This window comes from Jatrophihabitans sp. (assembly GCA_036389035.1).
Lineage (GTDB): Bacteria > Actinomycetota > Actinomycetes > Mycobacteriales > Jatrophihabitantaceae > Jatrophihabitans_A.
In genome coordinates, this window is the sequence record DASVQQ010000039.1 from 125704 (window position 1) to 151099 (window position 25396).

The 25396-nt window shown below is 70.6% G+C and carries 22 protein-coding genes; 11 read left to right on the top strand and 11 right to left on the bottom strand.

The window, feature by feature from the left end; translation table 11 throughout:
- Window positions 1-10: 10 nt before the first annotated feature.
- From VF557_19300 to VF557_19310, 3 genes are all read right to left on the bottom strand, one after another.
- Window positions 11-934, bottom strand: a complete 924-nt coding sequence (locus tag VF557_19300; GenBank protein ID HEX8082362.1) for an alpha/beta hydrolase — start codon at window positions 932-934, stop codon at window positions 11-13.
- Entirely contained in the window at window positions 931-2202 is a 1272-nt protein-coding gene (locus tag VF557_19305; GenBank protein ID HEX8082363.1) for an MFS transporter, read from the bottom strand. The genes VF557_19300 and VF557_19305 overlap by 4 nt, the downstream gene beginning before the upstream one ends.
- A 498-nt stretch (window positions 2203-2700) precedes the next feature.
- Window positions 2701-3054, bottom strand: coding sequence for an SH3 domain-containing protein (locus VF557_19310; protein ID HEX8082364.1), 354 nt, complete (start codon window positions 3052-3054; stop codon window positions 2701-2703).
- Between the two features lie 244 nt (window positions 3055-3298).
- Here VF557_19310 and VF557_19315 point away from each other — a divergent pair, with 244 nt between their 5' ends.
- The 6 genes from VF557_19315 (at window position 3299) to ffh (ending at window position 10014) form a co-directional block, all read left to right on the top strand.
- Window positions 3299-4357 (top strand): phosphotransferase family protein, encoded by a 1059-nt coding sequence (locus VF557_19315; protein HEX8082365.1) that lies wholly within the window; start codon window positions 3299-3301, stop codon window positions 4355-4357.
- Complete coding sequence (locus tag VF557_19320; GenBank protein HEX8082366.1) at window positions 4358-5599, top strand: acyl-CoA dehydrogenase family protein; 1242 nt, start codon at window positions 4358-4360, stop codon at window positions 5597-5599.
- Window positions 5596-6672 (top strand): LLM class F420-dependent oxidoreductase, encoded by a 1077-nt coding sequence (locus VF557_19325; protein HEX8082367.1) that lies wholly within the window; start codon window positions 5596-5598, stop codon window positions 6670-6672. Before VF557_19320 ends, VF557_19325 begins: the two co-directional genes overlap by 4 nt.
- On the top strand, window positions 6669-7604 hold the full coding sequence (locus tag VF557_19330) for an SDR family oxidoreductase (GenBank protein HEX8082368.1): 936 nt from the start codon (window positions 6669-6671) through the stop codon (window positions 7602-7604). The genes VF557_19325 and VF557_19330 overlap by 4 nt, the downstream gene beginning before the upstream one ends.
- Complete coding sequence (gene fabG / locus VF557_19335) at window positions 7604-8359, top strand: 3-oxoacyl-ACP reductase FabG (GenBank protein ID HEX8082369.1); 756 nt, start codon at window positions 7604-7606, stop codon at window positions 8357-8359. Before VF557_19330 ends, fabG begins: the two co-directional genes overlap by 1 nt.
- Before the next feature lie 110 nt (window positions 8360-8469).
- Entirely contained in the window at window positions 8470-10014 is a 1545-nt protein-coding gene (ffh, locus tag VF557_19340) for a signal recognition particle protein (GenBank protein HEX8082370.1), read from the top strand.
- A gap of 88 nt (window positions 10015-10102) precedes the next feature.
- Here the strand turns inward: ffh and VF557_19345 are convergent, their stop codons facing one another.
- Complete coding sequence (locus VF557_19345) at window positions 10103-11119, bottom strand: EAL domain-containing protein (GenBank protein HEX8082371.1); 1017 nt, start codon at window positions 11117-11119, stop codon at window positions 10103-10105.
- Window positions 11120-11340: 221 nt separating this feature from the next.
- On the opposite strand from VF557_19345, the gene VF557_19350 reads away from it, so the two are divergent.
- The 4 genes from VF557_19350 (at window position 11341) to VF557_19365 (ending at window position 16710) form a co-directional block, all read left to right on the top strand.
- Window positions 11341-12939 (top strand): helicase HerA-like domain-containing protein, encoded by a 1599-nt coding sequence (locus VF557_19350; protein ID HEX8082372.1) that lies wholly within the window; start codon window positions 11341-11343, stop codon window positions 12937-12939.
- Window positions 12936-14009, top strand: coding sequence for an amidohydrolase family protein (locus tag VF557_19355; protein HEX8082373.1), 1074 nt, complete (start codon window positions 12936-12938; stop codon window positions 14007-14009). The genes VF557_19350 and VF557_19355 overlap by 4 nt, the downstream gene beginning before the upstream one ends.
- An 80-nt stretch (window positions 14010-14089) precedes the next feature.
- Window positions 14090-15403 (top strand): MFS transporter, encoded by a 1314-nt coding sequence (locus VF557_19360; protein ID HEX8082374.1) that lies wholly within the window; start codon window positions 14090-14092, stop codon window positions 15401-15403.
- Between the two features lie 11 nt (window positions 15404-15414).
- Window positions 15415-16710 carry an amidohydrolase gene (locus VF557_19365; protein HEX8082375.1) on the top strand — a complete coding sequence of 432 codons (1296 nt, stop codon included), beginning with the start codon at window positions 15415-15417 and terminating at the stop codon, window positions 16708-16710.
- Here the strand turns inward: VF557_19365 and VF557_19370 are convergent.
- From VF557_19370 to VF557_19400, 7 genes are all read right to left on the bottom strand, one after another.
- Window positions 16665-17081: a S26 family signal peptidase gene (locus VF557_19370; protein HEX8082376.1), complete on the bottom strand. Its 417-nt coding sequence runs from the start codon at window positions 17079-17081 to the stop codon at window positions 16665-16667. The genes VF557_19365 and VF557_19370 overlap by 46 nt on opposite strands.
- Window positions 17078-18892: an ABC transporter ATP-binding protein gene (locus VF557_19375; GenBank protein ID HEX8082377.1), complete on the bottom strand. Its 1815-nt coding sequence runs from the start codon at window positions 18890-18892 to the stop codon at window positions 17078-17080. Before VF557_19375 ends, VF557_19370 begins: the two co-directional genes overlap by 4 nt.
- Window positions 18870-19427, bottom strand: a complete 558-nt coding sequence (locus tag VF557_19380; GenBank protein HEX8082378.1) for a hypothetical protein — start codon at window positions 19425-19427, stop codon at window positions 18870-18872. The genes VF557_19375 and VF557_19380 overlap by 23 nt, the downstream gene beginning before the upstream one ends.
- A 1-nt stretch (window position 19428) precedes the next feature.
- Window positions 19429-19977 carry a MauE/DoxX family redox-associated membrane protein gene (locus VF557_19385; protein ID HEX8082379.1) on the bottom strand — a complete coding sequence of 183 codons (549 nt, stop codon included), beginning with the start codon at window positions 19975-19977 and terminating at the stop codon, window positions 19429-19431.
- A 51-nt stretch (window positions 19978-20028) separates the two neighbouring features.
- Entirely contained in the window at window positions 20029-20226 is a 198-nt protein-coding gene (locus tag VF557_19390) for a hypothetical protein (protein ID HEX8082380.1), read from the bottom strand.
- Between the two features lie 164 nt (window positions 20227-20390).
- Window positions 20391-20588 (bottom strand): hypothetical protein, encoded by a 198-nt coding sequence (locus tag VF557_19395; GenBank protein HEX8082381.1) that lies wholly within the window; start codon window positions 20586-20588, stop codon window positions 20391-20393.
- A gap of 94 nt (window positions 20589-20682) precedes the next feature.
- Window positions 20683-22107 (bottom strand): beta-glucosidase, encoded by a 1425-nt coding sequence (locus tag VF557_19400; GenBank protein ID HEX8082382.1) that lies wholly within the window; start codon window positions 22105-22107, stop codon window positions 20683-20685.
- 232 nt (window positions 22108-22339) lie between these two features.
- On the opposite strand from VF557_19400, the gene VF557_19405 reads away from it, so the two are divergent.
- Complete coding sequence (locus VF557_19405; protein HEX8082383.1) at window positions 22340-25363, top strand: S8 family serine peptidase; 3024 nt, start codon at window positions 22340-22342, stop codon at window positions 25361-25363.
- Window positions 25364-25396 lie beyond the last annotated feature (33 nt).

Genomic DNA, 25396 nt, shown 5'->3' on the forward strand with positions numbered 1-25396 from the left:
GCGCGCCGGCCTAGCTCGCGAGCTGCGCCGCGTGGGCGCAGAACGTCTGCCACATCTGCGCCGCTCGGGGGCTGAGCGCCCGGGCGCGCAGGGACGAGTGCACCAGCCCCTCACCCAGGAAGAGCTCGACCTCGGTGCCGTGTTGTCGTAGCCGTTCGGCGTACAGCCGGGCGTCCACGAGCAGCGAGTCCAGGTCGTTGCCCACGACGTATGCCGGCGGCAGGTCATGGAACTTCCCGTCGATGAGGGGGGAGACATAGGGGTGGCGGGCCTGCTCCGGATCGGGGCAGTAACACGCGGTGAAGAACTCCATCTCCCCGCCGGTGAGCAGCGGCACGTCCTCGCCGCCGCCGCGCCATCGGTGAAAGTCGAGGACCGGGCTGACCAGTGCCTGACCGCGCAGCGTCGGCCCGCCGCGGTCCCGGGTCATCATGCAGAGCACCACTGCCATATTCGCCCCGGAACTGTCGCCGGCGACAACGATCCGGCTCGGGTCAACATCGAATCGCGCAATGTCGGCGACGATCGCGCACAGGGTGTCGTAGCAGTCCTCGAGGCCGGCTGGAAAGGGGTGTTCGGGGGCCATCCGAAAGTCGATGGCTATCGTCACCAGGCCGGTGTTGGCAGCGAGTTCGGCGACGACGGAGTGCAAGGAGTCCAGCGAGCCGATGACGAATCCACCGCCTCGAATGTAGATGAGCAGGCCCCGACCGGTGGTCCGGTCCGGGCGGTACACCCGGATCAGGAGCTGGCGGCCGTTGTGTGCCACCGTCTCATCGGTGATGGTGAGTCCTGCGGGGATGTCGTAGGGAAACACCGAACCGAGGTTCTCGTAGAGTGCCCGCGCCTCTGCCAGCGGGCGGGTGTAGAAGTCCGGGGGCATGGCCTGGCTGAATCGATCGATGAACTCCTGCATTCCGGGCGCGTAATTCATCCTGCCACTGTTCCCTTCTCCGACGCGTGGACATGCTGGTCAACGGATGGTCGGCTCAGGCCGGCTCGGATTCCGCGGCGAATCAGTACGGGCAGGCATAACACGGTGCCGAGCGCGCCGACCCAGATCGCGGCTGAGAGCCCACTCAGCGCGATGGTGGCCGCGGCCAGCAGGCTGCCCAGCGGCACCATGCCCCAGCTGAGGAAGCGGGTGACGGCGTTGACCCGGGCCAGGATCTCCGGCGGTGAGGCGATCTGGCGCAAGGTGAGTCCCGTGGGGCCGAAGACACCTTCACCGAAAGCGTGCACCACGCTGCCGGCGACCAGGCCCGCCACCGAACCCAGCTGACCCGCGACCGGCATCGACACGAGACCCGCGACCGAGATGGCCGCCCCCATGACCAGGGTTCTGGGAGCACCGAGCCGTTGAACCAACCGACCGGAGACCACATTTCCCAGCGGGTAGCCGGCCGCCGCGGCGCCGATCACAATGCCTATTCCAGCCGGGCTGAGTCCGAGCACCTGCCGGCAGTAGAGCACGAGACTGGCTTCGACCGAGGTCAGGAAGAGAACGTAGATCGCGCCGCAGAGGATGACGGGTTCGAGCTGGGCGTGCCCGAAGGTGAACCGTAGCCCCACCAGCACATCGCGGTAGATCCAGCCGCGCCCACGCACTGCCACGGCCCTCGGCCGTGCCTCCCGGGCTTTTATCAACAGCAGGGTGAGAACCGAAACCGCGTAGGTGACGACGACGCTTGCCACCGCCCAGGTGACACTCGTGAGTTTGATCAGGAACCCCGCGATCGCGGGACCGGCGGCCCGCCCGACGGATTCCGAGACGAACAACCGGGCGTTACCACGGTGCAGCAGCGCGGGATCGGAATACAGCACCGGCAGGTATGAGGTGTAGGCGATCTGGAAGAACACGGTGGCGCAGCCGGCGATGGAGACCAGGGCGAGCATCCCCGAAAACGACAGGCTCCCCTGCCAACACAGGACGGCGATGGCGAGGAAGGCGGCGGCCTGGACGGTGTCGCTGACGACCATGACGCTGCGCCGCCGTAACCTCTCGACGACGGCCCCCGCAGGCAAGCCCAAGATGAGCCAGGGTCCGAACAGCGCGAAGGGCACCAGCGCTGCCTGCCCTGCGGACACCCCGAGTGTCGTGACGGCCAGCAAGGGCAGTGCCAGCACCATGAACTTGCTGCCGACGAGGCTCGTGGACTGACCTGCCCACAGCATGGCGAAATCCCAGCGCGCGGTGGGCACGGCGCCGACGGCTACTTTCAGTCCGGCCGAATGTGACACCCCGTCCACCTGCATTCCCGCCTCTCCAGAGCCCCCTGACTGCTCGCCAAGCCGCCGATCGCACGCTCGACGTCCGGGGCGCGTTGCGCGCCACGGACGCGGATGTGGCGCCCTGATGATTTCACGCTGACGGGTATGTGTGAAGAGGGGTATTAATAACATTTGCCGGTTTAGCCCAAAAACCAGGACAGCAGTCCCGTTCGCGGCTCCGCGGGCAGGGTCGCGTTGCTGGCGGTCGGCGGCCTGACGGGACCGACATCCGCTCGGCCCGGATCTCATCGCCGGGGGCGCACGTCCTCGGCGCCTGCTACCTCACCGACGCCGACGGCAAGCCGCTGTCCGAGCCGCACCGAGAGCGGGTCGAACTTGTGCTGGTCCGGGCGTTGGCCGGCTGACTGGCGTTACCAGCCGGCTCAGCCGGCCAACGTCATACCTCTTGGCTGCAGATTGGCGGCTGGGTCAGAAGCCGCAGTAGAACGTGCTGCCGTTGTTGGGCAGCAGGTCATCGCGAACCCAGCCCATCTTTCCGGTGGTGATGTTGCGCAGGTAGGACCAGGTGGCGCCGCTGCTGGTGTGGGTGAAGCAGTGGTAGTCGATCCGCTGGCCGGCCAGCAAGGAACCGATGCTGGTGCACGTGGTGCTCGAGCCGGTGCGCATGTTGGCGGCATCGGTCGTCGCGCTCACGTAGGCCCTGCCATCGATATCCGGCCCGGTCTTGCCGCAGGGCGCGTTGGCCGAGGCGGTGTTCGCGGAGCTGGTGAGCAGTGCCGCGAACAGCGCGGTGGCACCGGCAACCGTCAGTGACTTCTTCATGAAACCTCACAGTGACTAGCAGGAACGGGTCGTCCGAGACGCGGCTGACCACCGGCCGAACCAGAGAAACTGGTTGTCAGTCCTGCGGAATGCCTCGCCTGGGACGCAGAAGGTAACACCGTCGCGAGCATGCGAGGGGTGGAAATCATCGACTGGCGCGCGGGTTGCCATCCCCACGTACCGACTGGTCGGTAAAGGCAGAAATGTCTTTACCGATCAGCCGGTTGGAACCTAGGGTGGGCAAGTGACCTCGGCCGATCCGAAGCCTGACCAGCGGCAGGACGGCCCACCCGGCCTGAGCCTGAGCCGGCTGACCGGCTGGTTCGACGCGACCCTGCCTGGCCTGCGCACCGGTGAGCTGACCGCTGAGGTGATCGCCGGCGGCCGGTCCAACCTGACCTACCGGCTCACCGACGGCACGAGCACCTGGGCGCTGCGCCGCCCGCCGATGGGCCACGTGCTGCCCACCGCGCACGACATGGCGCGCGAGTTCACGGTGATCTCGGCGCTGCACGGCTCGGCGGTGCCGGTGCCGGAGCCGATCGCGCTGTGCGCCGATCGCGAGGTGCTGGGGGAGCCGTTCTACCTGATGTCCTTCGTGGACGGGGTGGTGCTCGACGACCCGGCCAAGGTCAGCGACCCCCTCGTCGCCCGGCGCAGCACCGAGGCGTTGGTCGACACCCTGGTCGCGCTGCACCAGATCGACCCGGCGGCAGTGGGGTTGACCGGGTTCGGCCGGCCCGAGGGTTTCCTGGAACGCCAGGTGGCTCGCTGGCACAAGCAGTTCCAGGCCTCCGCGCCCGAGGGCAGCGACGTCGAGGCCGAGGTGGTGCGGCGGCTGGCAGCCCGGCTTCCGGAATCGTCGCGGGCCGGCATCGTGCACGGTGACTACCGGCTCACCAACGTCCTGTTCGATCGCGACTTCACCGATGGCCGCGCCGTTCTTCAGGCGGTGGTGGACTGGGAGATGGCGACGCTGGGTGATCCGCTGACCGACGTCGGCCTGCTCTACGTCTACCACCAGCAATCCCGGGTGGCCGCTGGTGTGATGCCGGACTTCCCGGTCTCGCAAGGGTTTCTCTCGCCGGAGGAGATGGTGCGCCGTTACGCCCGGGCAACTTACCTCGACGCCGGCGCCCTGGACTGGCACATCGCGTTCGGCTACTTCAAGCTCGGCGTCATCTCAGCCGGCATCCATGCCCGCTTCCTGCAGGGCAAAACCGTCGGCGACGGCTTCGAGGTGTTCGGCGCGCTGCGCGACTCCACCCTGGCCGCCGCCCACTCACAGCTCGGAGAGCTCTAGATGGACTTTCAGCACAGCGCTCGCTCGGTCGACCTGCAGGCCGCGCTGTCGGCCTTTCTGAGCGAGGTCATCTATCCTGCCGAGGCGGAGTTTCACCAGCAGGAGCAAGAGAACCGTCAGACCGGCACCCCGTTTCGCACGCCCGCGCTGATGGCTGACCTCAAAGCCGAGGCGCGCCGTCGCGGACTGTGGAACCTGTTCCTGCCCGATGACCGGTTCGGGCCCGGGCTGTCGGTGCTGGATTACGCGCCGCTGGCCGAGCTGTCGGGACGGGCGCCGAACCTGGCGCCGGAGGCGATGAACTGCTCGGCGCCGGACACCGGCAACATGGAACTGCTGGCGATGTTCGGCAGCCAGCAGCAGCACGAGCAGTGGCTGGCGCCGCTGCTGGCCGGTGAGATCCGGTCCTGCTTCTCGATGACCGAGCCCGACGTGGCTTCCTCGGACGCGACGAACATCGCCACCCGGATCAGTCGCGACGGTGATTCCTATGTCATAAGCGGGCGAAAGTGGTGGTCCACCGGCGCTATGCGCGAGGAGTGCCGGCTGGCCATCGTCATGGGCGTGTCTGATCCGACAGCAGACAGGTACGCGCGGCACTCGATGATCCTGGTGCCGCTGGACAACCCTGGGGTCACCGTGCACCGCTCCACCACGGTGTACGGCTATGACGACGGCGCGCATGGTGGCCACGCCGAGATCGGCTTCGACGAAGTGAGGGTGCCGGTGACCAACCTGCTCGGCCCGCAAGGCGGCGGGTTCGCGATGGCGCAGGCCCGGCTCGGCCCGGGCCGGATCCATCACTGCATGCGGTCGCTGGGAATGGCCGAACGGGCGCTCGAGCTGATGGTGCGCCGGGCCTCCGAACGCGAGGCCTTCGGCGGGCCGCTGTCGGATCAGGGGGTGATCCGGGAGTGGATCGCCGAGTCCCGGCTGGCCATCGAGCAGGCCCGGCTGCTGGTGCTCAAGGCGGCCTGGCTGATCGACACCGCCGGCGTCAAGCAGGCCGCCACCGAGATCGCCGCCATCAAGGTCGCCGCGCCGCGGGCGGCCTCCTACGTGCTGGACCGGGCGATCCAGACCTTCGGCGCCGCCGGGGTGTCCGGTGACACGCCGCTGGCCCAGATGTGGGCGGGCCTGCGAACCCTGCACCTGGCCGACGGGCCTGACGAGGTGCACCTGCGCAGCGTGGCCCGGGTGGAGCTCAACCGGGCCCGCACCGGCGAAGCGAGCCGGGCATGACCGGCAGCTGGGGGGTCACGGTTCCGCTGCCCGGCCTGGAGCTGGCCGCGCACGCGGAGGTGATGCGGGCGCTGCCGGACTGGGGCTACACCGACGCCTGGTCCTCCGAGGTGGCCGGCCCGGACGCCTTCACGCCGCTGGCGCTGGCCGCGGTGGCCGAGCCCCGGCTGTACCTCGGCACCGCGATCGTGCCGGTGTTCACTCGCGGGCCGGTCCTGATCGCGCAGTCCGCGGCCGCCCTGGCCGAGCTCGCGCCGGGCCGGTTCAGCCTGGGACTGGGCGCCTCCAGCCCGGCGATCGTCGAGCAGTGGAACGGCATCGGCTTCGACCAGCCCTACCGCCGGACCCGCGACGTGCTGCGCTTCGTCAGCCGGGCGCTGGCCGGTGAGAAGGTCAGCGCGAACTTCGACACCTTCACGGTGTCCGGCTTCCGGTTGGAGCAGCCGCCGACCATGCCGGTGCCCATCCTGCTCGCGGCGCTGCGTCCGCAGATGTTGGCGCTGGCCGGCCGCGAGGCCCAGGGCGCGATCCTGAACTGGCTGGCCGCCACCGACGTCGGCCGCTGCGTCGCCGAGATCGGCAACCCGGCCAGCCGCATCGTGGCGCGGGTCTTCGTGTGCCCGACCGAGGACGCCGACTACGCCCGGACGCTGGGCCGCCGGTTGATCGCGGCCTACCTGAACGTGCCCGCCTACGCCGAGTTCCACCGGTGGCTGGGCCGCGGACCCCGGCTGGAACGGATGTGGCAGCTCTGGGAGGACGGCGACCGGGCCGGCGCGGCGCAGGCGGTGCCCAACGACGTGATCGACGAGCTGGTGCTGCACGGCAACCCGCGCAGTTGCCGGGACCAGGTGCTGCGCTACGTCGAGGCCGGCGTGCAGATCCCGGTGCTCGCGGTGCTGCCGAGCTCCGAGACGGCCGATCCGGCGGGCCTGGCGGCGGTGCTCGCCGAGCTGGGGCCGGCCGGCCTGGTGCAGTCACCGGAGGAAGCGGTCCCGGAGGCGACGCTGGAGGACGGCGACGCTGCGCAGGGCGGTTCGGCGCAGGGTGGTGCCGCGGAGGGCGGTCGGTGAGGATCGCGGGCGCGGTGATCGTGGTGACCGGCGCTGGCAGCGGTATCGGAGCAGGCCTGGCCCGCCGGTTCGTCGCCGAGGGCGCCCACGCGGTGGTGCTGGCCGACCGCGACCTCGCCGCGGCCCAGGCGGTCACGGCGCAGCTGGGCAGCCGGGCCGCCGCGGCCGGCCTGGACGTCACCGACGAGGCGGCGGTCGCCGGGCTGGTGGCCGGCGTGCTGGCCGAGCACGGCCGGATCGACCTGTTCTGCTCCAACGCCGGCCTCGCGACCGGGACCGGCCTGGCGGCCGACGCCGGCCGCACCTCCGACCCGGCCCGCGAGGTCGGCACGGCAGCGGACGACGCCTGGCAGCGGGCCTGGGAGGTTCACGTGATGGCTCACGTGTACGCGGCCCGGGCGGTGCTGCCGGCCATGATCGCGGCCGGCGGCGGTTACCTGCTCAACACCGCCTCGGCCGCCGGCCTGCTCAGCGCACCCGGTGACGCGCCCTACACCGCCAGCAAGCACGCGGCGGTGGGTCTGGCCGAGTGGCTGGCCTACTCCTACCGCGACCGTGGCATCCGGGTCAGCGTGCTGTGCCCGATGGGCGTGGACACCCCGCTGCTGATGGACGGCCTGGCCGCCGGGTCACCGGCCGCGGCGGCCGTGGCCGCCTCGGGCCCGGTGATCGGCGTCGAGCAGGTCGCCGACGCTGTCGTCGAGGCTGTCACCAACGAGACCTTCCTGGTCCTGCCGCATCCGCGGGTGGGTAAGTTCTGGGCAACCAAGGCAGCTGATGTCGAGGGCTGGCTGGTCGGCATGGCCAAGCTGGCCGGCCAGATCGGCACGGCCGACCAGATCGGCACGGCCGGCCAGACCGGCACGGCCGACCAGACCGGCACGGCCGACCAGACCGGCACGACCGCCGGCGCGAAGCAGAAGGAGCGGTAATGGCAGGAGTGCAGGATCGGGTGGCGCTGGTGACCGGCGGCGCGCAGGGCATCGGCGAGGCGATCGCGACCCGGCTGGCCGCCGGCGGCGCCAAGGTCGCGGTGGCCGACCTCAACGCCGAGGCCGCGGCGGCGACCGCCGAGCGGATCGGCGGCGGCGCGATCGGCATCGGCGCCGACGTCAGCAAGGCCGATCAGGTGCAGGCCGCGGTGGAGCGGGTGGTGGCCGAGTTCGGCGCCCTGCACATCCTGGTCAACAACGCCGGCGTGCTGCGCGACAACCTGCTGTTCAAGATGTCGGAGGAGGACTGGGACACGGTGATGGCCGTGCACCTCAAGGGCGCCTTTTTGTGCAGCAGGGCGGCCCAGGCGCACATGGTCACCGCCAATTACGGCCGGATCATCAACATGTCCTCGACGTCGGCGCTGGGCAATCGGGGCCAGGCCAACTACGCCACCGCCAAGGCCGGCCTGCAGGGCTTCACCAAGACGCTGGCCATCGAGCTGGGCCAGTTCGGGGTGACGGTCAACGCGATCGCGCCGGGGTTCATCGAGACCGCGATGACCAAGGCCACCGCCGAGCGGATCGGCACCGACATCGCCGCGATGCGCGCGGCCGTGGCGGCCACCGTGCCGGTCCGCCGGGGCGGGGTCCCCGACGACATCGCCAACACCGCCGCCTTCTTCGCGGGCGAGGAATCCGGCTACGTCACCGGTCAGGTCATTTACGTCGACGGCGGCCGCGGGCTGCTGTAGCGGGCGAGCGGCTGACTGATCCCAACCGGCTGGTCCCGTAACCTGGGTGGCGACGTTCTCCACGGACGACGACGCTGACGCGCGCTATGCGCACCTAAGGGGTTCTTCGGGTGTTCGACACACTGTCTGACCGGCTGAACAAGGTCTTCACCGGCCTGCGTGGCAAGGGCCGGCTGTCCCAGGCCGACATCGACTCGGTGGCCCGCGAGATCCGGATCGCGCTGCTCGAGGCCGACGTGGCGCTGCCGGTGGTGCGCCAGTTCATCTCCGCGGTGAAGGAGCGGGCGGCCGGTGAGGAGGTCAGCCGGGCGCTCAACCCCGCCCAGCAGGTCATCCAGATCGTCAACGAAGAGCTGATCACGATCCTGGGCGGTGAGACCCGGCGGCTGCGCTACGCCAAGAACCCGCCGACCGTGATCATGCTGGCCGGCTTGCAGGGCGCCGGCAAGACCACCCTGGCCGGCAAGCTGGCCCGCCACCTCAAGGACCAGGGCCACGCCCCGGTGCTGGTGGCCTGTGACCTGCAGCGCCCGAACGCCGTCAACCAGCTGCAGGTGGTCGGTGAGCGGGCCGGCGTGGCCGTCTATGCCCCGCAGCCGGGTAACGGGGTCGGTGACCCGGTCTCGGTGGCCCGCGATTCGCTGGACTTCGCCCGGCGCTCCCAGCACGACATGGTGATCGTCGACACCGCCGGCCGGCTGGGCATCGACACCGAGCTGATGAACCAGGCCGCCGCCATCCGCGACGCGGTGCAGCCGCAGGAGATCCTGTTCGTGCTCGACGCGATGGTCGGCCAGGACGCGGTCAACACCGCCGAGGCCTTCCGCGACGGGGTCGGCTTCACCGGCGTGGTGCTCACCAAGCTCGACGGCGACGCCCGCGGTGGCGCGGCGCTGTCGGTGCGCTACGTGACCGGCCAGCCGATCATGTTCGCCTCCAACGGCGAGAAGTTGGAGGACTTCGACGTCTTCCACCCCGACCGGATGGCCTCCCGGATCCTGGGCATGGGCGACATGCTGACCCTGATCGAGCAGGCCCAGAAGACCTTTGACGCCGACGAAGCCGAGCGGATGGCTTCCAAGATCACCAGCGGGAACCAGTTCACGCTGGAGGACTTCCTGGAGCAGCTGCAGGCGATCCGGCGGATGGGCCCGATCGGCAACCTGCTGGGCATGCTGCCCGGCGCCGGCCAGATGAAAGAGGCGCTGGCCCAGGTTGACGACAAGGACCTGGACCGGACCGCGGCGATCATCCGGTCGATGACCCCGGCCGAGCGCGATGACCCCAAGCTGATCAACGGCTCCCGGCGGCTGCGGATCGCCAACGGCTCGGGCGTCACCGTCAGCGAGGTCAACAGCCTGGTGGACCGGTTCTTCGAGGCCCGCAAGATGATGGCCAAGATGACCGGCGGGATGGGATTGCCCGGCGCCCGGCGGCCCAACAGCAACAAGAACAACCGCAAGAACAAGAAGGGCAAGAACAAGCAGGCCGGACGCGGCCCGAACCAGCCCAGGATGCCGGCTGGCCTACCCGGCGGCATGCCCGGCTTGCCGGGCGGCCTGGGCGCCAGCGGGTTCGGGGCCGGCGGCATCCCCGGGCTGCCGCCGGGCACCGAGCTGCCCGACATCTCCAAGTTCAAGTTTCCGAAAGCCTGACCCGCTGGGCCCGGCAGCTGCCGGGTCGGCGACTGCCGCCTTCGGCGACTGCCGGTTCAGCGGCCGCCAAGTCCGGCCACCGCCGCGTTCAGCGGCTGCTGGCGGTCGGGGCTGAGTTGCCCCAGGTCGACCAGTCGGCTGGCGTGCTGGTCGGCATCCCCGTCAGGTGGCCCTGCAGGGTGTCCACCCCGAGGCGGGTCAGGCAGTCCAGCTCGCTGGCGGTCTCGACCCCCTCGGCGACGACGGTGGCCCCGGAGCCGTGGGCGAACATCACCATCGCGCCGACCAGGGCGCTGCGGGAGTTGTCCTTGTCCACTCCCGAGACGATCGTCCGGTCGATCTTGATGATGTCGGGTGCCAGCGCGACGATGTGCCGGAACGAGGCGTAACCGGCCCCGGCGTCATCCACCGCCAGCCGGATGCCGTGCTCCCGCAGCCGCATCCGGGCCTCGATCAGCGGCGCGTAGTCCTCGATCGAGGAGTGCTCGGTGACCTCGAGCACCAGCCGCTCGGCCCGGATAGCCGTGGACCGGAGCTCGCCGAGCAGCGCGGTGCTGGCGAAGGTGGCGGGGGAGACGTTGACCGCGACATAGACGTCCGGCGGCAGGTTCACCGCGGAGCTGAGCGTGCTGCGCACCGCCAGCAGGTCCAGCTGCAGGGCACGGTCCACCACTTCGGCGTCGGTGAACCACTGCAGCGGGGTGATCAGCGGGTCACCGCCGAACCGGGCCAGCGCCTCGACGCCGACCACCCGCATGTCACGGGAGTCGACCACGGGTTGAAAGGCGATGGTCAGGTCACCGGTCCGGATCACCTCGTCGATCCGGCGGAACAACCGGCGCAACCGGCGTTGCTCGCCGAACTGCCCGGCAAGGACCTTCCAGAGCGCGAGGCACTGCAGCGGCAGCACCACCAGGGCCAGCAGCGCGGCGCCGACCAGCAGCCGGCCAGGGCCGTCGGTGGGGTCATCGCCGTCGAACAGCAGGACGAGCGGTCCGGTCAGGACGATCAGCAGGTCCAGGATCGTGATGATGACGAGAAGACGCCACAATCGACGGTCCGGCATCGTCGCCTCGCCCCCCGGCTTGGGCATCGTCTGGATCAACGCGTGGATACTGTTCGCGACGCCTTCGGCGCCAGCAGCAGCCTACCCGCACTGATCCACCCGGCAGTTCCAAACAGCGGTATCCGCCGGCTGCGGCCGATGCCGGCCGACCGGCCCGGCGCCGGGCCGCGACCCGGCGCCGTGAGCTGCCAGAGCTAGGCTGCCTCAGTGACCACGCCGGGTCGCCATCGTCGAAGTTCTCAGCGCCGGGGAGTGCCGCCATGGTCGAGTCACCAGCCGAAACCGCAGCAGCGATCGCGGCGGGCTACGCCTTCGACGGCGCGGCGCTGGAACTCGGATCGGTGGTGCTGGCCGGCGAGGCCCAGCCCTCGCACCGGGTGCGGATCCCGCTGAGCATGCTGACCCGGCACGGCCTGATCGCCGGCGCCACCGGAACCGGCAAGACCAAGACCCTGCAACTGCTGGCCGAGCAACTCTCCGGAGCCGGCGTGCCGGTGGTGGTGGCCGACATCAAGGGCGACCTGTCCGGGCTGGCCAGCCCGGCTCAGCCGGCCGAGCCCGGCGACCGGGTGTCCGAGCGGGTGCGCGACACCGGCGACGACTGGCAGCCGGCCGGTTTTCCGGTGGAATTCCTGGCCCTCGGCGGGCTGGGCAGCGGGGTGCCGGTGCGCGCCACCGTGACGTCCTTCGGCCCGCTGCTGCTGGCCAAGATCCTGGACCTGAACGAGACCCAGGAGTCCTCGCTCGGGCTGATCTTTCACTACGCCGACTCGGCCGGGCTGCCGCTGCTGGACCTGAAGGACCTGCGAGCGCTGATCCAGTACCTGACCTCGGAGGAGGGCCAGGACGCGCTGGCCGGCATCGGCGGCCTCAGCAAGGCCACCGCCGGGGTGATCCTGCGCTCGCTGATCACCTTGGAGAACAACGGCGGTGAGGCCTTCTTCGGTGAGCCCGAATGGGAACCGGCTGACCTGATCCGCCTCGACGACGCCGGCCGCGGGGTCATCTCGGCCGTCGAGCTGGCCGCGGTGCAGGACAAGCCGCGGCTGTTCTCTACCTTCCTGATGTGGCTGCTGGCCGAGCTGTTCTCCGAGCTTCCTGAAGTGGGTGATCTGGACAAGCCGAAGCTGGTGTTCTTCTTCGACGAGGCGCACCTGCTGTTCAGCGACGCGTCCAAAGCCTTTCTGGAGCAGCTCACCCAGACCGTTCGGTTGATCCGGTCCAAGGGCATCGGGATCTTCTTCGTCACCCAGGTGCCGGCCGATGTGCCCGACAGCGTGCTCGGCCAGTTGGGCAACCGGGTGCAGCATGCGCTGCGCGCCTTCACCCCCGACGACGCCAGCAACCTGGCCAAGGCGGTGCGCACCTATCCCAAGACGGCGCACTACGACCTGGCCGAGCTGCTCACCCAGCTCGGGATCGGTGAGGCGGTGGTCACGGTGCTGTCCGAACGGGGCGCTCCGACGCCGGTGGCCTGGACCCGGCTGCGGGCCCCGCGTTCGCTGATGGCGCCCCTGGATCCGGCCGCTCTGGCCCAGGCGGTCGCCGGCTCACCGCTGCTGGCCTCCTACGGCACCCCCATCGACCGCGAGTCGGCGTATGAGAAATTGGCCGCCCGGCTGCGGGTAGACGAGCAGCCGCCTGGAGCCGAACCGGCTGACCGCGGTGAGCCGGCTGACCGCGGTGAGCCGGCCGACCGCGCCGAACCGGCCGATTCCCAGCAGCCCTCCGGCGGCGCCGTGGCCGACGTCCTCGGCTCGACCGCGTTCAAGTCCTTCGCGCGCTCGGCGGCCACCGTGCTGGGCCGCGAGATCACCCGGTCGTTGTTCGGCACCGCCAAGCGGCGGCGGCGCCGGTGAGCGCGCTGCACCTGCGCGGGATCTTCCTGCCGGAGGAGGAGCAGCGCGATGCCTGGATCGTCGACGGCAGGTTGAGCTTCGAGCCGGTGGCGGACGCCGAGACCATCGCCACCGGCGGCTGGATCGTGCCCGGCTTCGTCGACGCGCACTGCCATATCGGCGTCACCACCGACGGCTGGGCCGATCCGGAGGCCCAAGTCGAGCAGGCGCTGCTGGATCGCGACGCCGGCGCGCTGCTGCTGCGCGACGCCGGCTCGCCGGTGGACAACACCGGCGTCCAGCGCCGTCCCGACCTGCCGCGGCTGGTGCGCGCCGGGCGTCACATCGCCCGTCCGCGCCGCTACATCCGCGACCTCGGCGTCGAGGTGGAACCGCAGGACCTGGTGGCCGAGGTGGAGCGCCAGGCGGCTCGGGGTGACGGCTGGATCAAACTGGCCGCCGACTGGATCGACCGCTCGGTCGGCGACCTGGCGCCCACCTGGCCGGACGACGTGCTGGCGGCGGCGATCGGGCGCGCGCACGAGCTGGGGGTGCGGGTGGCCGCGCACACCTTCAGCGAGCAGGCCCTGCCGGGGCTGATCAACGCCGGCATCGACTCGATCGAGCACGGCACCGGGATCACCGCCGACCTGCTGGACGAGATCGCCCGGCGTCAGATCGCGGTGGTGCCGACGCTGATCAACATCGACACCTTTCCCGAGATCGCCCAGGCGGCGCAGGAGAAGTTCCCGGACTACGCCGCCCACATGCGGGCGCTGCACCGCGATTCCCGGCAGCGGATCCGTGACGCCTTCGAAGCGGGCGTGCCGATCTACACCGGGACCGACGCCGGCGGCTCGCTGCCGCACGGGCTGATCCGCGAGGAGATCACCGCCCTGGTGCAGGCCGGCATCCCGCAGGCTGAGGTCATCGCACAGGCGTCCTGGCGGGGCCGGCAATGGCTGGGATTCGCCGGTCTGACCGAGGATGCGCCGGCCGACCTGGTGGTCTTCGACCGCGATCCCCGGCTGGACCTGGCCACCTTGTACGAGCCGCGCCGGATCGTGCTCGACGGCCGGGTCATCTGCTGACGGCGCCTGGTTGAAAGGGCGGTCGGTTGACGGGCAGTCGGTCGAAGGGCAGCCGGGTGAAAGGCGCCGGCGCGCCAACCGTGCGGCGCAGCCGCGCCATCGCGGTGCGGCGGTGGGCGATCGCGGTGGCGGTCTACCTGGTGGCGGTGTTTCACCGCACCTCGCTGGGGGTGGCCGGCCTGCAGGCGGCGGACCGGTTCAGCATCAGCGCCAGCCAGCTGAGCGTCTTCGTCCTGCTGCAGTTGGGGATCTACGCGGGGATGCAGATCCCGACCGGGATCCTGGTCGACCGCTACGGCCCCCGCCGGTTGCTGGTGGTCGCCGCCTGCACGATGGGCCTGGCCCAACTGCTGTTCGCGGTGGCCGAGAGCTATCCGATGGCGCTGCTGGCCCGGGCGGTGCTCGGCCTGGGCGACGCCCTGACGTTCGTGAGCGTGCTGCGCTTCGCCGCCGGGCAGTTCGCGCCGCGCCGGTACCCGGTGGTGGTCTCCATCACCGGCACCCTGGGCCAGCTCGGCAACGTGGTGGCGACCCTGCCGCTGACCGCGCTGCTGCACGGGGCCGGCTGGACGCCGACCTTTCTGGGCGCCGGCCTGCTGTCACTGGCCAGCGGGGCCGCGGTCTACCTGATGCTGCCCCGCGCGCCCCGGTTGCAGCGCCGGCCGCGCGAGGCCGCGGTGCTGCTGGACTCGCTGCGCGGCGTCGGGCGCCGGGTCAACGCCGCCTGGTCGCTGGCCGGCACCCGGGTCGGCTTCTGGCTGCACTTCGCGTCGATGTCGACCTCGCTGGCCTTCGCGGTGCTGTGGGGCCTGCCGTTCATGGTCGAGGGCCAGGGGTTGAGCCGCAACGCCGCCAGCACCGTGCTGCTGCTCAGCGTGCTGGTGGCCATCGCCGTCGGGCCGCCGATCGGCTACCTGACCGGCCGGTACCCGGCGACCAGGGTGCCGCTGGCGATCGGGGTCAACCTGGCCACCGTGCTGGGCTGGTACGCGGTGCTGCTCGCCTTCTCCGATCCGATGCCGTACTGGCTGCTGGTGACGCTGGTGCTGGTGATGACCACCGGCGGCCCGATCTCCTCGATCGGCTTCGCGCTGGCGCGTGACTACAACGGCCCGGCCATCGTCGGCACCGCGACCGGGGTGGTCAACGTCGCCGGGTTCGTGGCGGCGATCGTGGCCTGCCTGAGCCTGGGCTGGACGCTGGACCTGCAGGGCTCGGCCAGCCTGGGCAGCTACCGGCTGGCCTTCGCGGTGGCGGTCACGGTGCAGGCCCTCGGCCTGGCGCAGACGGTGCGCTGGTGGCTGCTGACCCGGCACTGGCTGCTGCGCGCCCAGGAAGCCGGCAAGCCGATCCCGGTGCGGATCCAGCGGCACCGTTGGGACCTCAGCCGATAGGGTCATCGTCCATGAGCCAGCAGACCGGCAGCGTCGCCATCGTCGGCGGTCACGTCGTCCCGATCGAGGGCCCGCCGGTGCCTGACGGCACGGTGCTGATCCGCGACGGCGTCATCACCGCGGTCGGCGCCAAGGTGCGGCTGCCCCGCGACGTCGAGGTGGTGGACGCCAGCGGCAAGTGGGTGCTGCCGGGCTTCATCGACGCGCACGCCCACCTCGGGGTCTGGGAGGAGGGCGAGGGTTGGGCCGGCAACGACGTCAACGAGATGACCGACCCGAACGGCGCCCGGCTGCGCGCGCTGGACGCGATCAACCCGTCCGACGAGGGGTTCTCCGACGCGCTGGCCGGCGGGATCACCTCGTGCGTGGTCAAGCCGGGCAGCGGGAACCCGATCGGCGGGCAGACGGTGGCGATCAAGACCTGGGGCCGGATCGTCGACGAGATGGTGATCAAGTCACCGGTGAGCGTCAAGAGCGCGCTCGGCGAGAACCCCAAGCGGGTCTACGGCGACCGGCAGAAGCTGCCCTCGACCAGGCTCGGGGTGGCCGCGGTGATCCGGGACGCCTTCGTCAAGGCCCAGGACTACCGGGCCAGGCGGGACGCCGCGCTGAAGAAGAAGGAGCCCTTCGAGCGCGACCTGTCCGCCGAGGTGCTGGTCAGCGTGCTGGAGCGCGAGCTGCCGTGGTGCCAGCACACCCACCGCGCCGACGACATCTCCACCGCCATCCGGCTGGCCGACGAGTTCGGCTACCGGCTGGTCATCAACCACGCCACCGAGGCCTACCTGCTGGCCGACGTGATCGCCGAGCGGGGCATCGCCTGCATCGTCGGCCCGCTGTTCCACACCCGGACCAAGGTCGAGGTGCGCAACCGCAGCCTGGCCACCGCCGGCAAGCTGGCCAACGCCGGGGTCACCGTGGCGCTGACCACTGACCACCCGGTGGTGGCGATCGACTTTCTGGTGCACCAGGCGAGCTTCGCCGTGCGGGAGGGCATGTCGCGCGAGGACGCGCTGCGCTCGATCACCATCAACCCGGCCAGCATTCTCGGCTTCGCCGACCGGGTGGGCTCGCTTGCCAAGGGCAAGGACGGCGACGTGGTGATCTGGTCCGGTGACCCGCTGGACGTCCTGCAGCGGGCCGAGCGGGTGTTCGTCTCAGGCCATCAGGTCTACCGCTACGCCGACGGCCGGGGCGTGGTCACTAACCCCTACCGGACCGGCTCAGCTACCGGACCGGCTGAGCTACCGAACCGCCTGAGCTACCGGACGCGGACCCGGCCGAGTACAGCGGTCAACGGCACGTAACCGAGGTGCCGGGAATCCTCGCTGCGAGCGGTGTTGTCGCCGGCCACCGCCAGCTGATCGGCCGGTATCACCGCAGGCAGGGCCGAGCCGGCGAACATCTCCGGGCGGGGCTCGCCCCCGACGGCCACCACCCGCTTGACCCGGTGGTCGGGATCGCCAGGGACGCCGGAACCGCTGGGAGTCCAGAAGACGATCACCTCGCCGGTCCGGTAGCGCGCTCGCCGTACCGCGATCACCCGCTGGCCGTCGAGCAGGGTCGGGTTCATGCTGTGCCCCCGGACGGTCGCCACCGTGAACCACCGGCGTGCCAGCAGCAGACCTGCGACGGACAGCCCACCGGCGAAGCCAAGGGCGCCGAGCGGGCGGTTCACGGCAGCGCCTGCGAGATCTGGTCGCCGGTGGCCAGCTGGGCGTAGCGGGCGCCGTTGGCCATCAGCTGCTGGTGGTCACCGTGCTCGGCGACCACGCCGTCGGCGATCAGGTAGATCAGGTCGGCGTCGCGCACGCCATGCATCCGGTGGCTGACGACCAGCCGGGTGGCGCCGGTCAGCGAGTGCAGCAGCCGGTTGAGCGCGGCATCGGCCGTGACGTCGAGCCGGGAGTTCGCCTCGTCGAAGATCAGGACGTCGCGGTCGGCCCGCAGCAGCGCCCGGGCCAGCGCGATCCGTTGCCACTGACCGCCCGACAGCGAGGAGCCGCCCGCGCCGTCCTCGTTCGCCCGGCGCGGGCTGAGCATCGTCTGCATGCCCTGCGGCAACCGCTCGATCGCCTCCAGCACGCCGGCCGCGGCCGCCGCCTCGCGAGCCTGCGCCGGTGTCGCGCCGGTGTCGCCGATCAGCACGTTGTCCAGTGCGGTCAGCTCGAAGCTGGTGTGGTCCTGCAGCACGCCGGCTATGCGTGCTCGCAACGAGGCCGGCTCGAAGGTCCTGATGTCGACGCCGTCCCAGCGGATCTGGCCGCGTTGCGGCTCGTAGAAGCGCAGCAAAAGGTTGACGATGCTGGACTTGCCGGCACCGTTGAGTCCGACCAGGGCGGTGAACGCGCCCGCCGGCAGCTTCAGGTTCAGCCCGCGCAGGGCCCACTCGGTGGAGCGGGGGTAGCGGAACCAGACGTCGTGGAATTCGATCGAGTCGCGCAGCGGTGGGGCCGGCTCGGTGCCCCCGGCGGCCTGGGCAGCCTCGGACAGCGCGATCAGGTCGAGGTAGCGGGCGAAGACCGCGCCGTAGATGTCGACCTCGACCAGCGCGTAGAGGATGCCGGTGATCGCGCTCTGCACGGCGAGCACCGCGGCGGTGAACAGCAGGAAGTCACCCACGCTCAGCCGGCCCTCTGCGATCTGCCAGACCACCCAGGCCGAACCGGCTCCGGCGATCACCGCGTTGAGCGAGGCGAACAGCAGCTGGCTCAGCGACTGCAGGATGGATCGGCGCACGTCCAGCTTGACGGCGATCTGCAGGTGATGCCGGAGCCGGCCCAACAGGTCGTCCTGGGCGCCGTAGAGGCGTAGGTCCCGCGCGGCGGCCGGAGTGCTGAAGAGTTCGGTGAAGTAGTCGCGCCACCGGTAGTCGACGCTGGCCAGCTCGGTGTACCGGATGGATCGCGCGGTCGTCGCACGGCGCAGCAACACCAGCGGAATGACGGTCGCCAGCAGAACGGCGAGCATCTCCGGCGAGGTGACCCAGAGCACGCCGATGAACACGCCGAGGCGCGAGACGGAGCTGAAGACCTCCACAATGGTGCTGGCCACCATCGACGGGCCGTCATGGGCTCCCTCGCGAGCCAGGCCCAACCGGTCCTGCAAGGTCGCGTCGTCCAACACCTCGGTGCCGGGAAAGCTGGCGCAGGCGCGAGCGAGTTCGGTCTCGGTGACGACCCGGATCCGGCCGGCGAGCCGGTAGGCCGGGATGCCGGCGAGCGAGTTGGCGGCCGTCGCCAGCCCGGTCAGTATCGCGATCAGGGCGGCCCAGAGCACCAGGGTTCCCACCTGCTGCCGGGCCTGCTCGTCGCCGAGGGCGTTGACGAGGTTCTTGGTCAGCACGGCGGCCGGCGCCAGCACCGAGCCGGCCAGCGTGCCGGCCAGGATGATGAGCACGAAGCTCACCGGTGAGATGCGGAACGCCAACCGGCAGGCAGCCAGGAACGCGCGTCCGGAGCTCCGGTCAGCGCGTGCGCGAAGCGGCATCGAGGCGGTCCGCAGCCTCATACATGGCGGCCGTGACGTCATGCAACCGGTGTCCGCTGGCCGTCACCCGGCCGTTCTCGACGACCATGATGACCGGGTAGACGTCCGGCCGGCCGAACGAGTCCAGCTCGTCGAAGGCGTGCGGCGCCACCACTGGCGTCGCGCCCTGCCAGGTGGCCAGGTAGGCGGTGGTGCCCTCCGGGTCGTCGGGGTCGAATTCGCCGAGCACCAGGAATGGGATCGGCACGCCGTAGTCGAGCTCGTCGATCGCCCGGTGCAGTCGCTCGCAGGTGGAGCAGCCCAGCACCACCATGGCCACCAGCGCGGTGCCGTTGAGCAGCCGTTCCGCCTCGGTGGGCCAGGGCTGCCGGTCGAGGCCCAGCTCGATTCGATGGCCGCGAGCCGGCGTGGCCACCGGCCGGGCCGGCGCCCCGTCGGCGCCGTCGCGCAGCCGACGCAGGATGCCCACGGTCAGCAGCAGGTCGATGGCGACCAGCACTGAGAGCAGGATGCAGACAGCGGTCAGAACGGCCATCTCAACCAACCTTCTCGGAAACGGCGCCGCGACCGGGCGCTGTGCCGGCGGTCGAGAGCGCGGTGTACAGGTCCGCGGAGCCGACGAACAGGACGCCGGTGATGATGCCCAGGCCGATGCCGAGCACCGACTCACCGGTGGAGCCGGCCGCTCCGCCGGCGAGCACGGCCGCACAGCCCAGCGCGGCCAGCGAACCGTTCAGTGCCAGGTGCGGCCTGGTCGGCAGCGTCGTGGAGGTGCCGAAGCAGTGGCACGCGCTCAGCCGACCAGCGCGCGCGCCGAGGGCGACACCGGCGCTGAAAACGGCGAGCAGCGCGATGGGCAGGGCGAAGCGGACCAGCGGATGGTGCGCCAACAGCAGGCCGACGCTGGCGACCGCCTCCAGTCCCAGCACCGCCGCGGCCGTGAACCGCTGTGCGGTGATCGAGCCGATGCCGAACTGGCTCAGCGACGGGGCGAAGTCATCGAAGGCCTGGGCCGACCGCGCCTTGGCGACGAAGGCGACCACGAAAACCACGAGCATCGCGGTGGCCGCCCAATCAACTATCACCGGCGTCGCCGTCTCGGCATACTTCGGTGATAGCTGATCGGCAGGATCAGCTCAGATCCCTGAGCAGGACGTGCCGTAGTCGCTGCGCGTGGGGCTGCACGACCGCCTCACGCAGTTGGCGTAGCAGTTCAGACCGTACGTGCGAGCGGCGTTGCAGCAACAGCCCTTCTCGGCGATGCACGCGCCGGCGTCGACATTGCCGAGCGCTTTGTTGGCCAGCGCGTTGCTGATCCGGACAAGAGTCCTCATACCAGTACTCCTTCGGTTGGGAGAGCAAGATCCACGATCCTGGCCTTCCTTGCAGACAGTGTCAAGGCTGGCTGAGGGGACACGGCATCGCGGTCGGGCGCGCCCTATCCGCTATCACCCGCGGCGTCACACCATGCGGGGACAAGCTGATCGGCGGGCTCAGCTCACCCGCCTGAGCAGGGCTGGCCGTACGCGCTGGTCCGGGTGGAGCACGACATCCGCACGCAGTTGGCGTAGCAGTTCAGACCGTACGTGCGAGCGGCATTGCAGCAGCAGCCGCGCTCAGCGATACACGCGCCCGCGTCGACATTGCCGAGCGCCTTGTTGGTCAGCGCGTTGCTGATCCGGACAAGAGTCCTCATACCGGTACTCCTTCGCTTGTGGAAACAAGATTTGCGAATCCTGGTCGCCGTTGCAGACACTGTCAAGGCAGGCGGATGGGACACGCCAACAGGCTTACTCCACCGCGTTGTTCTTGATCACGTCACGGAACCACCAGGCCGAGTCCTTGGGCGTGCGCACCAGGCTGTCGTAGTCCACATGCACCATGCCGAAGCGCTTGGCGTAACCCCACGCCCACTCGAAGTTGTCCATAAACGACCACAGGTAGTACCCCCGGATGTCGGCCCCGCCCTCGATGGCCGCGTGCACGGCGCGCAGATGCCGGCGGACGTAGTCGATCCGGTCGCTGTCGTGCACCTGCCCGTCAGCGCTCAGGACGTCGTCGAAGGCCGCGCCGTTCTCGGTGACCACCATCGGGATCTCGGGGTAGTCGCGGTGCACCGCCAGCAGCAGGTCGGTGAAGGCCTCAGGCACGATCGGCCAGCCCATCGCGGTGTAGGGCCCGGGCTGGGGGACCGAGTACGCCCGGTCGGTGCCCGGCCACGGCGACGGGCCGGCCTCGGCCTGGTTCGGGTCGTTCACCCAGCGGCCGGTCACCTTGGCGCTGATCTCGGCCGAGGCCGCGGCCACCCTGCTGGGAGCGTAGAAGTTGACGCCCAGAACGTCGATCGGGGCGCTGATCTCGGCCAGGTCGCCGTCGGCCACGAACGACCAGTCCGACAGGTGGCTGGTCTCGCGCAGCAGCGCCGGCGGATAGCTGCCGCGCAGCATCGGCTCCAGGAACACCCGGTTGGCAACCGCGTCGACGTGCTCGGCCGCGGCCAGGTCCTCGGGGCTGTCCGAGGCCGGCCGGACCTGCGCCAGGTTGAGGGTCACCGACACCTGGGTGCTGGCCGGAGTCAGCCCGCGCAGGACCGACACCGCCCGACCGTGCGCCAGGTTCAGATGATGGGCCACCTTCAGGGCCGTGGCGTTGTCGGTGATCCCGGGCGCGTGCACCCCCGAGGAATGGCCGAGGAACGCCGTGCACCACGGCTCGTTCAGGGTCGTGATGGTCGGCACCCGGTCGCCGAGCGCCCGGCCGATCACCTCGGCGTAGTCGGCGAACCTTCCCACCGTGTCGCGGTTGGCCCAGCCGCCGCCCTCGAACTGCAGCGCCTGCGGCAGGTCCCAGTGGTACAGCGTCAGCAACGGTGTGATGTCGCGTTCGAGCAGGCCGTCCACCAGCCGCTGGTAGAAGTCCAGGCCGGCGGTGTTCACCGGTCCCGAGCCGCCCGGGATCACCCGGGGCCAAGACACCGAGAACCGGTAGGAGGGCAGGCCCAGCGCGGCCATCAGGTCGAGGTCTTCAGCCATCCGGTGGTAGTGGTCGCACGCCACCTCGCCGGTCTCGGCGTTGCGGACCTTGCCCGGCACCTGGCAGAACACGTCCCAGATGCTGGGCAACCGGCCGTCGGCGTGGGCCGCTCCCTCGATCTGGTACGCCGCGGTGGCCGAGCCCCAGACGAAGCCCTGCGGAAAAGAAAGGCGATTGTTCATCCCTTGCCTGCTCCCTCCATGCTCGCGCCGATTTCCGCCTCATCTCGAGGGTAGGCAGTTTCGGTCCTGGGAGCGGCGTGCGCGCCAGGCAATCGGCGCATCCGCTCAGGACGGTGGGACACGGGCCGATAACACCCTAGGGACGGCTGCGCGTTCGCGTCGACAGCCGGTAGTCACCCGGATACGCTGCGCGCGGTTCGTTATTTCACATACAACTTACAAAGGGCATTACATGAAGCGCTCGCGCCTGGTTCTCACAGCGGTCATCACCACTGTCGTCTCACTGAGCGTCGGCTCGCTGAGCACCGTGGCGACCGCGCAACCCGGCGTCCCCGGCGCGACGCCCAGACCTGCCAAGACCAGCCCCGTCAAGACCAACCCGGCCAAGCCGCCCGTTCAGGCCCGGCTCGCGCACTCACCGGCCAGCATCCCGGCCGGCCGGTGGGCGGCGGGCTCGCCGCAGGTCGACCGGGTGCGCAAGCGCCAAGCCCGCCCCCAGCCGGTGATAGCCCACCTGGCGCCCCAGCTCAACCGCCTCGCGGGCGTCCCCACCCCGTCCGACATCGGCTCCGGCGTCCGGCTGGAACGCGACGGCAGGGTGCAGGTCACCGTGACCGGCCCGGCCGCGGCGGCAGCGGCCAAGGCGGTAGGCGCCCAGGTGCTGGCCAGCTTCGGCGGCGCGAGCACCGTGGCCGTGGCCCCGGCCAAGCTGCGCAGCCTGGCCGGCCAGCCCGGCGTCGACCGGGTGGCCCCGGCCGTCCGGGCGGCGGCGCAGAGCACCAGCGAGGGCGTGGTGGCCTCCGGCGCCCAGAGCTGGGCCGACAACGGCAACGTCGGCAACGGCGGGGCCGGCGTCAAGGTCGGCGTCGTCGACGTCGGCTTCAAGGGCCTGCAGGCCGCCATCGACGCCGGTGACTTCGACGACCCGGACGGCAACCCGGTGACCGTCGTCTACGAGGGCGACCAGAACCAGTGCCTGGACGACGACGCCACCGCCCACGGCACCGCGGTGAGCGAGATCGTGCACCAGATGGCGCCGCGGGCCACCCTTTACCTGTACTGCATCGACGACAACGTCGGCTTCTCCGCCGCGGCGAGCCAGATCGTGGCCGCCGGCGACATCAAGATCGTGAACAGCTCGCTGGTCTTCACCGCCGAGACCCGCGGCGACGGCTACGGGCCCCTGACCTCCTCCGAGCGGGCGGTCAAGACCGCGCGCGAGGCCGGGGTGCTGTGGATCCAGTCCAGCGGCAACGGCGCCCAGGACCACTGGTCGGGCGCCTTCGTCGACACCAACTTCGACGAGCTGGTCGACCTGCAGAACTCGGCCAGCCAGGCCGACGAGGTCGCCCTGGATCCGGATACCACCGGCAACGTGGTGCTGAGCTGGGACCAGTGGCCGGCCTCCTCGCTGCCGGTGACGCTGGCGATCAGCAAGTACAACGACAACAACCAGCAGCTCGGCGAGACCGAGTACCTGGACCACGTCCCCGGCGAGCCGCCGGTGCTGGAGATGCAGATCAGCAACACCCCGGCCGACCCCGACTACACCGGCGGTCCGAACGGCATCCGGTACTACGACATGGTGATCCTGATCGGTCAGGCCGCCCCGGCGGTGCGCTATCACCTGTACTACGGCGGCGAGGTCTACCCGTCCCACCTGAGCGGCCTCGACCCGGTCCGGGCCGCCACCGGCAGCGTGCTGGAGCCGGCCAGCTCACCGTGGGCACTGGCGGTGGGCGCGGCCTTCCGGGGCGACAACTCCCTCGAGGCCTTCTCCTCCCGCGGGCCGACCATCGACGGCAGGGTCAAGCCCGACCTGATCGGCTATGACGGCGTCTCCAGCAACATCGCCGAGGTGCAGGCCTCGCAGTTCGACGACGAGGGCAACGTGATCCCCGGCACCACCGGTTTCTACGGCACCTCGGCCGCGGCGCCGCACGTGGCCGGAGCGGCCGCCCTGGTCGCCGCCGCCAACCCGGCGATGGACGCCTCGGATCTCGAGGCCTTCCTGCAGCGGCGCGCCAACCCGCAGGGCAACCCGCCCACCAACACCGCCGGTCACGGGCTGCTCAAACTCGGCGACCCGGCGCTCAGCGGAATCCGGTCGGTGCCCGGATCGCAGTACTTCCCGTTCGCCGCGCCGAACCGGATCGTCGACACCCGCACCGGCCTCGGCGTCCGCGCCGGCCTGATGACCGCCGGAACCGCTCTGGCCGTGCCCGTTCCCAGCACCGGCGTCAACCCGGTGCCGGCGGCCGCCACCGCGGTGGTCCTCAGCCTGTCCGGCACCGGCGCCCAGGGCGGCACCTACCTGTCGGTCTACAGCAAGGTCTTCGGTGGCAACTCCACCCTCAACCTCAACAGCAAGGACGCCAACGCGACTGTGACCGCGGTCGTCAAGCTCAACTCCAGCCACGGGTTCCTGTTGCGCAACGCCGCCGCCTCGACCCACGCCCTGGTCACCGTGCTGGGCTACTTCGGGGCGCCCACGGCCACCGGCGGCCTCGGCTACGTCGCGCTGCCGTCCAAGCGGCTGCTGGACACCCGGACCCCGATCGGCACCCCGACAGCGGCGAAGCTGGCGCCCAACCAGTCGGTGACCGTGGACGCCGGCCCCGGCGGGGTGCCCGCCGACGCGACGGTGGCGGTGGTCAACATGACCGCCCTGAACCAGACCGCCGGCGGCTACCTGACCGCCTACCCGAGCGCCTCACCGGCGGTCGCCTCGGTCGATTACCGCCAGTACTCCCGGTCCAACCTGGTCGCGGTGCCCCTGGTGAACCGCAAGTTCACCGTGCAGAACCGCTACGCCAGCACCGACGCGATGATCGACATCGTCGGCTACTTCAGCCCGAACGCCAGCGGCCGGTTCGTGATCCTGCCGAACCCGACGAGGATCGCCGACACCCGGACGGGCAACGGCGGCCGCCACGGGCTCATGACGGCCAACGCGACCTTCACGCTTGACGCCGGCGGGCTCTACGGCGTGCCCTACACCGTCACCGGGCTGTGGATCGGGCTGACCGCGATCGCGACGGGCAACGGCTACCTGTCCATCTACCCCCGGGGCGCGAGCGCGCCGCACGCCTCGAACTTGGACTTCACCACCGGCCGGGTGGTGCCCAACGCCGCCATCGCCACGTTGTCGGCGCGCACCGCGACGACGCCGCCGGGCTTCAGCACGGTGAACCGGTTCGGCGGGTCCAACGTCCTGTCCGACGCCTACGGCTACTTCGTGGTGCCCGGGGCCTAGGTGGCGTCGGCGGCCTGGCAAACGTCTGGCAGA

What these genes read in the sequence shown, in the direction of transcription:
- VF557_19300 (HEX8082362.1), bottom strand. Translation starts at nt 934, where the DNA reads ATGAATTACGCGCCCGGAATGCAGGAGTTCATCGATCGATTCAGCCAG.
- VF557_19310 (HEX8082364.1), bottom strand. Translation starts at nt 3,054, where the DNA reads ATGAAGAAGTCACTGACGGTTGCCGGTGCCACCGCGCTGTTCGCGGCA.
- VF557_19320 (HEX8082366.1), top strand. Translation starts at nt 4,358, where the DNA reads ATGGACTTTCAGCACAGCGCTCGCTCGGTCGACCTGCAGGCCGCGCTG.
- VF557_19325 (HEX8082367.1), top strand. Translation starts at nt 5,596, where the DNA reads ATGACCGGCAGCTGGGGGGTCACGGTTCCGCTGCCCGGCCTGGAGCTG.
- fabG (HEX8082369.1), top strand. Translation starts at nt 7,604, where the DNA reads ATGGCAGGAGTGCAGGATCGGGTGGCGCTGGTGACCGGCGGCGCGCAG.
- VF557_19350 (HEX8082372.1), top strand. Translation starts at nt 11,341, where the DNA reads ATGGTCGAGTCACCAGCCGAAACCGCAGCAGCGATCGCGGCGGGCTAC.
- VF557_19365 (HEX8082375.1), top strand. Translation starts at nt 15,415, where the DNA reads ATGAGCCAGCAGACCGGCAGCGTCGCCATCGTCGGCGGTCACGTCGTC.
- VF557_19375 (HEX8082377.1), bottom strand. Translation starts at nt 18,892, where the DNA reads ATGCCGCTTCGCGCACGCGCTGACCGGAGCTCCGGACGCGCGTTCCTG.
- VF557_19380 (HEX8082378.1), bottom strand. Translation starts at nt 19,427, where the DNA reads ATGGCCGTTCTGACCGCTGTCTGCATCCTGCTCTCAGTGCTGGTCGCC.
- VF557_19390 (HEX8082380.1), bottom strand. Translation starts at nt 20,226, where the DNA reads ATGAGGACTCTTGTCCGGATCAGCAACGCGCTGGCCAACAAAGCGCTC.
- VF557_19395 (HEX8082381.1), bottom strand. Translation starts at nt 20,588, where the DNA reads ATGAGGACTCTTGTCCGGATCAGCAACGCGCTGACCAACAAGGCGCTC.
- VF557_19400 (HEX8082382.1), bottom strand. Translation starts at nt 22,107, where the DNA reads ATGAACAATCGCCTTTCTTTTCCGCAGGGCTTCGTCTGGGGCTCGGCC.
- VF557_19405 (HEX8082383.1), top strand. Translation starts at nt 22,340, where the DNA reads ATGAAGCGCTCGCGCCTGGTTCTCACAGCGGTCATCACCACTGTCGTC.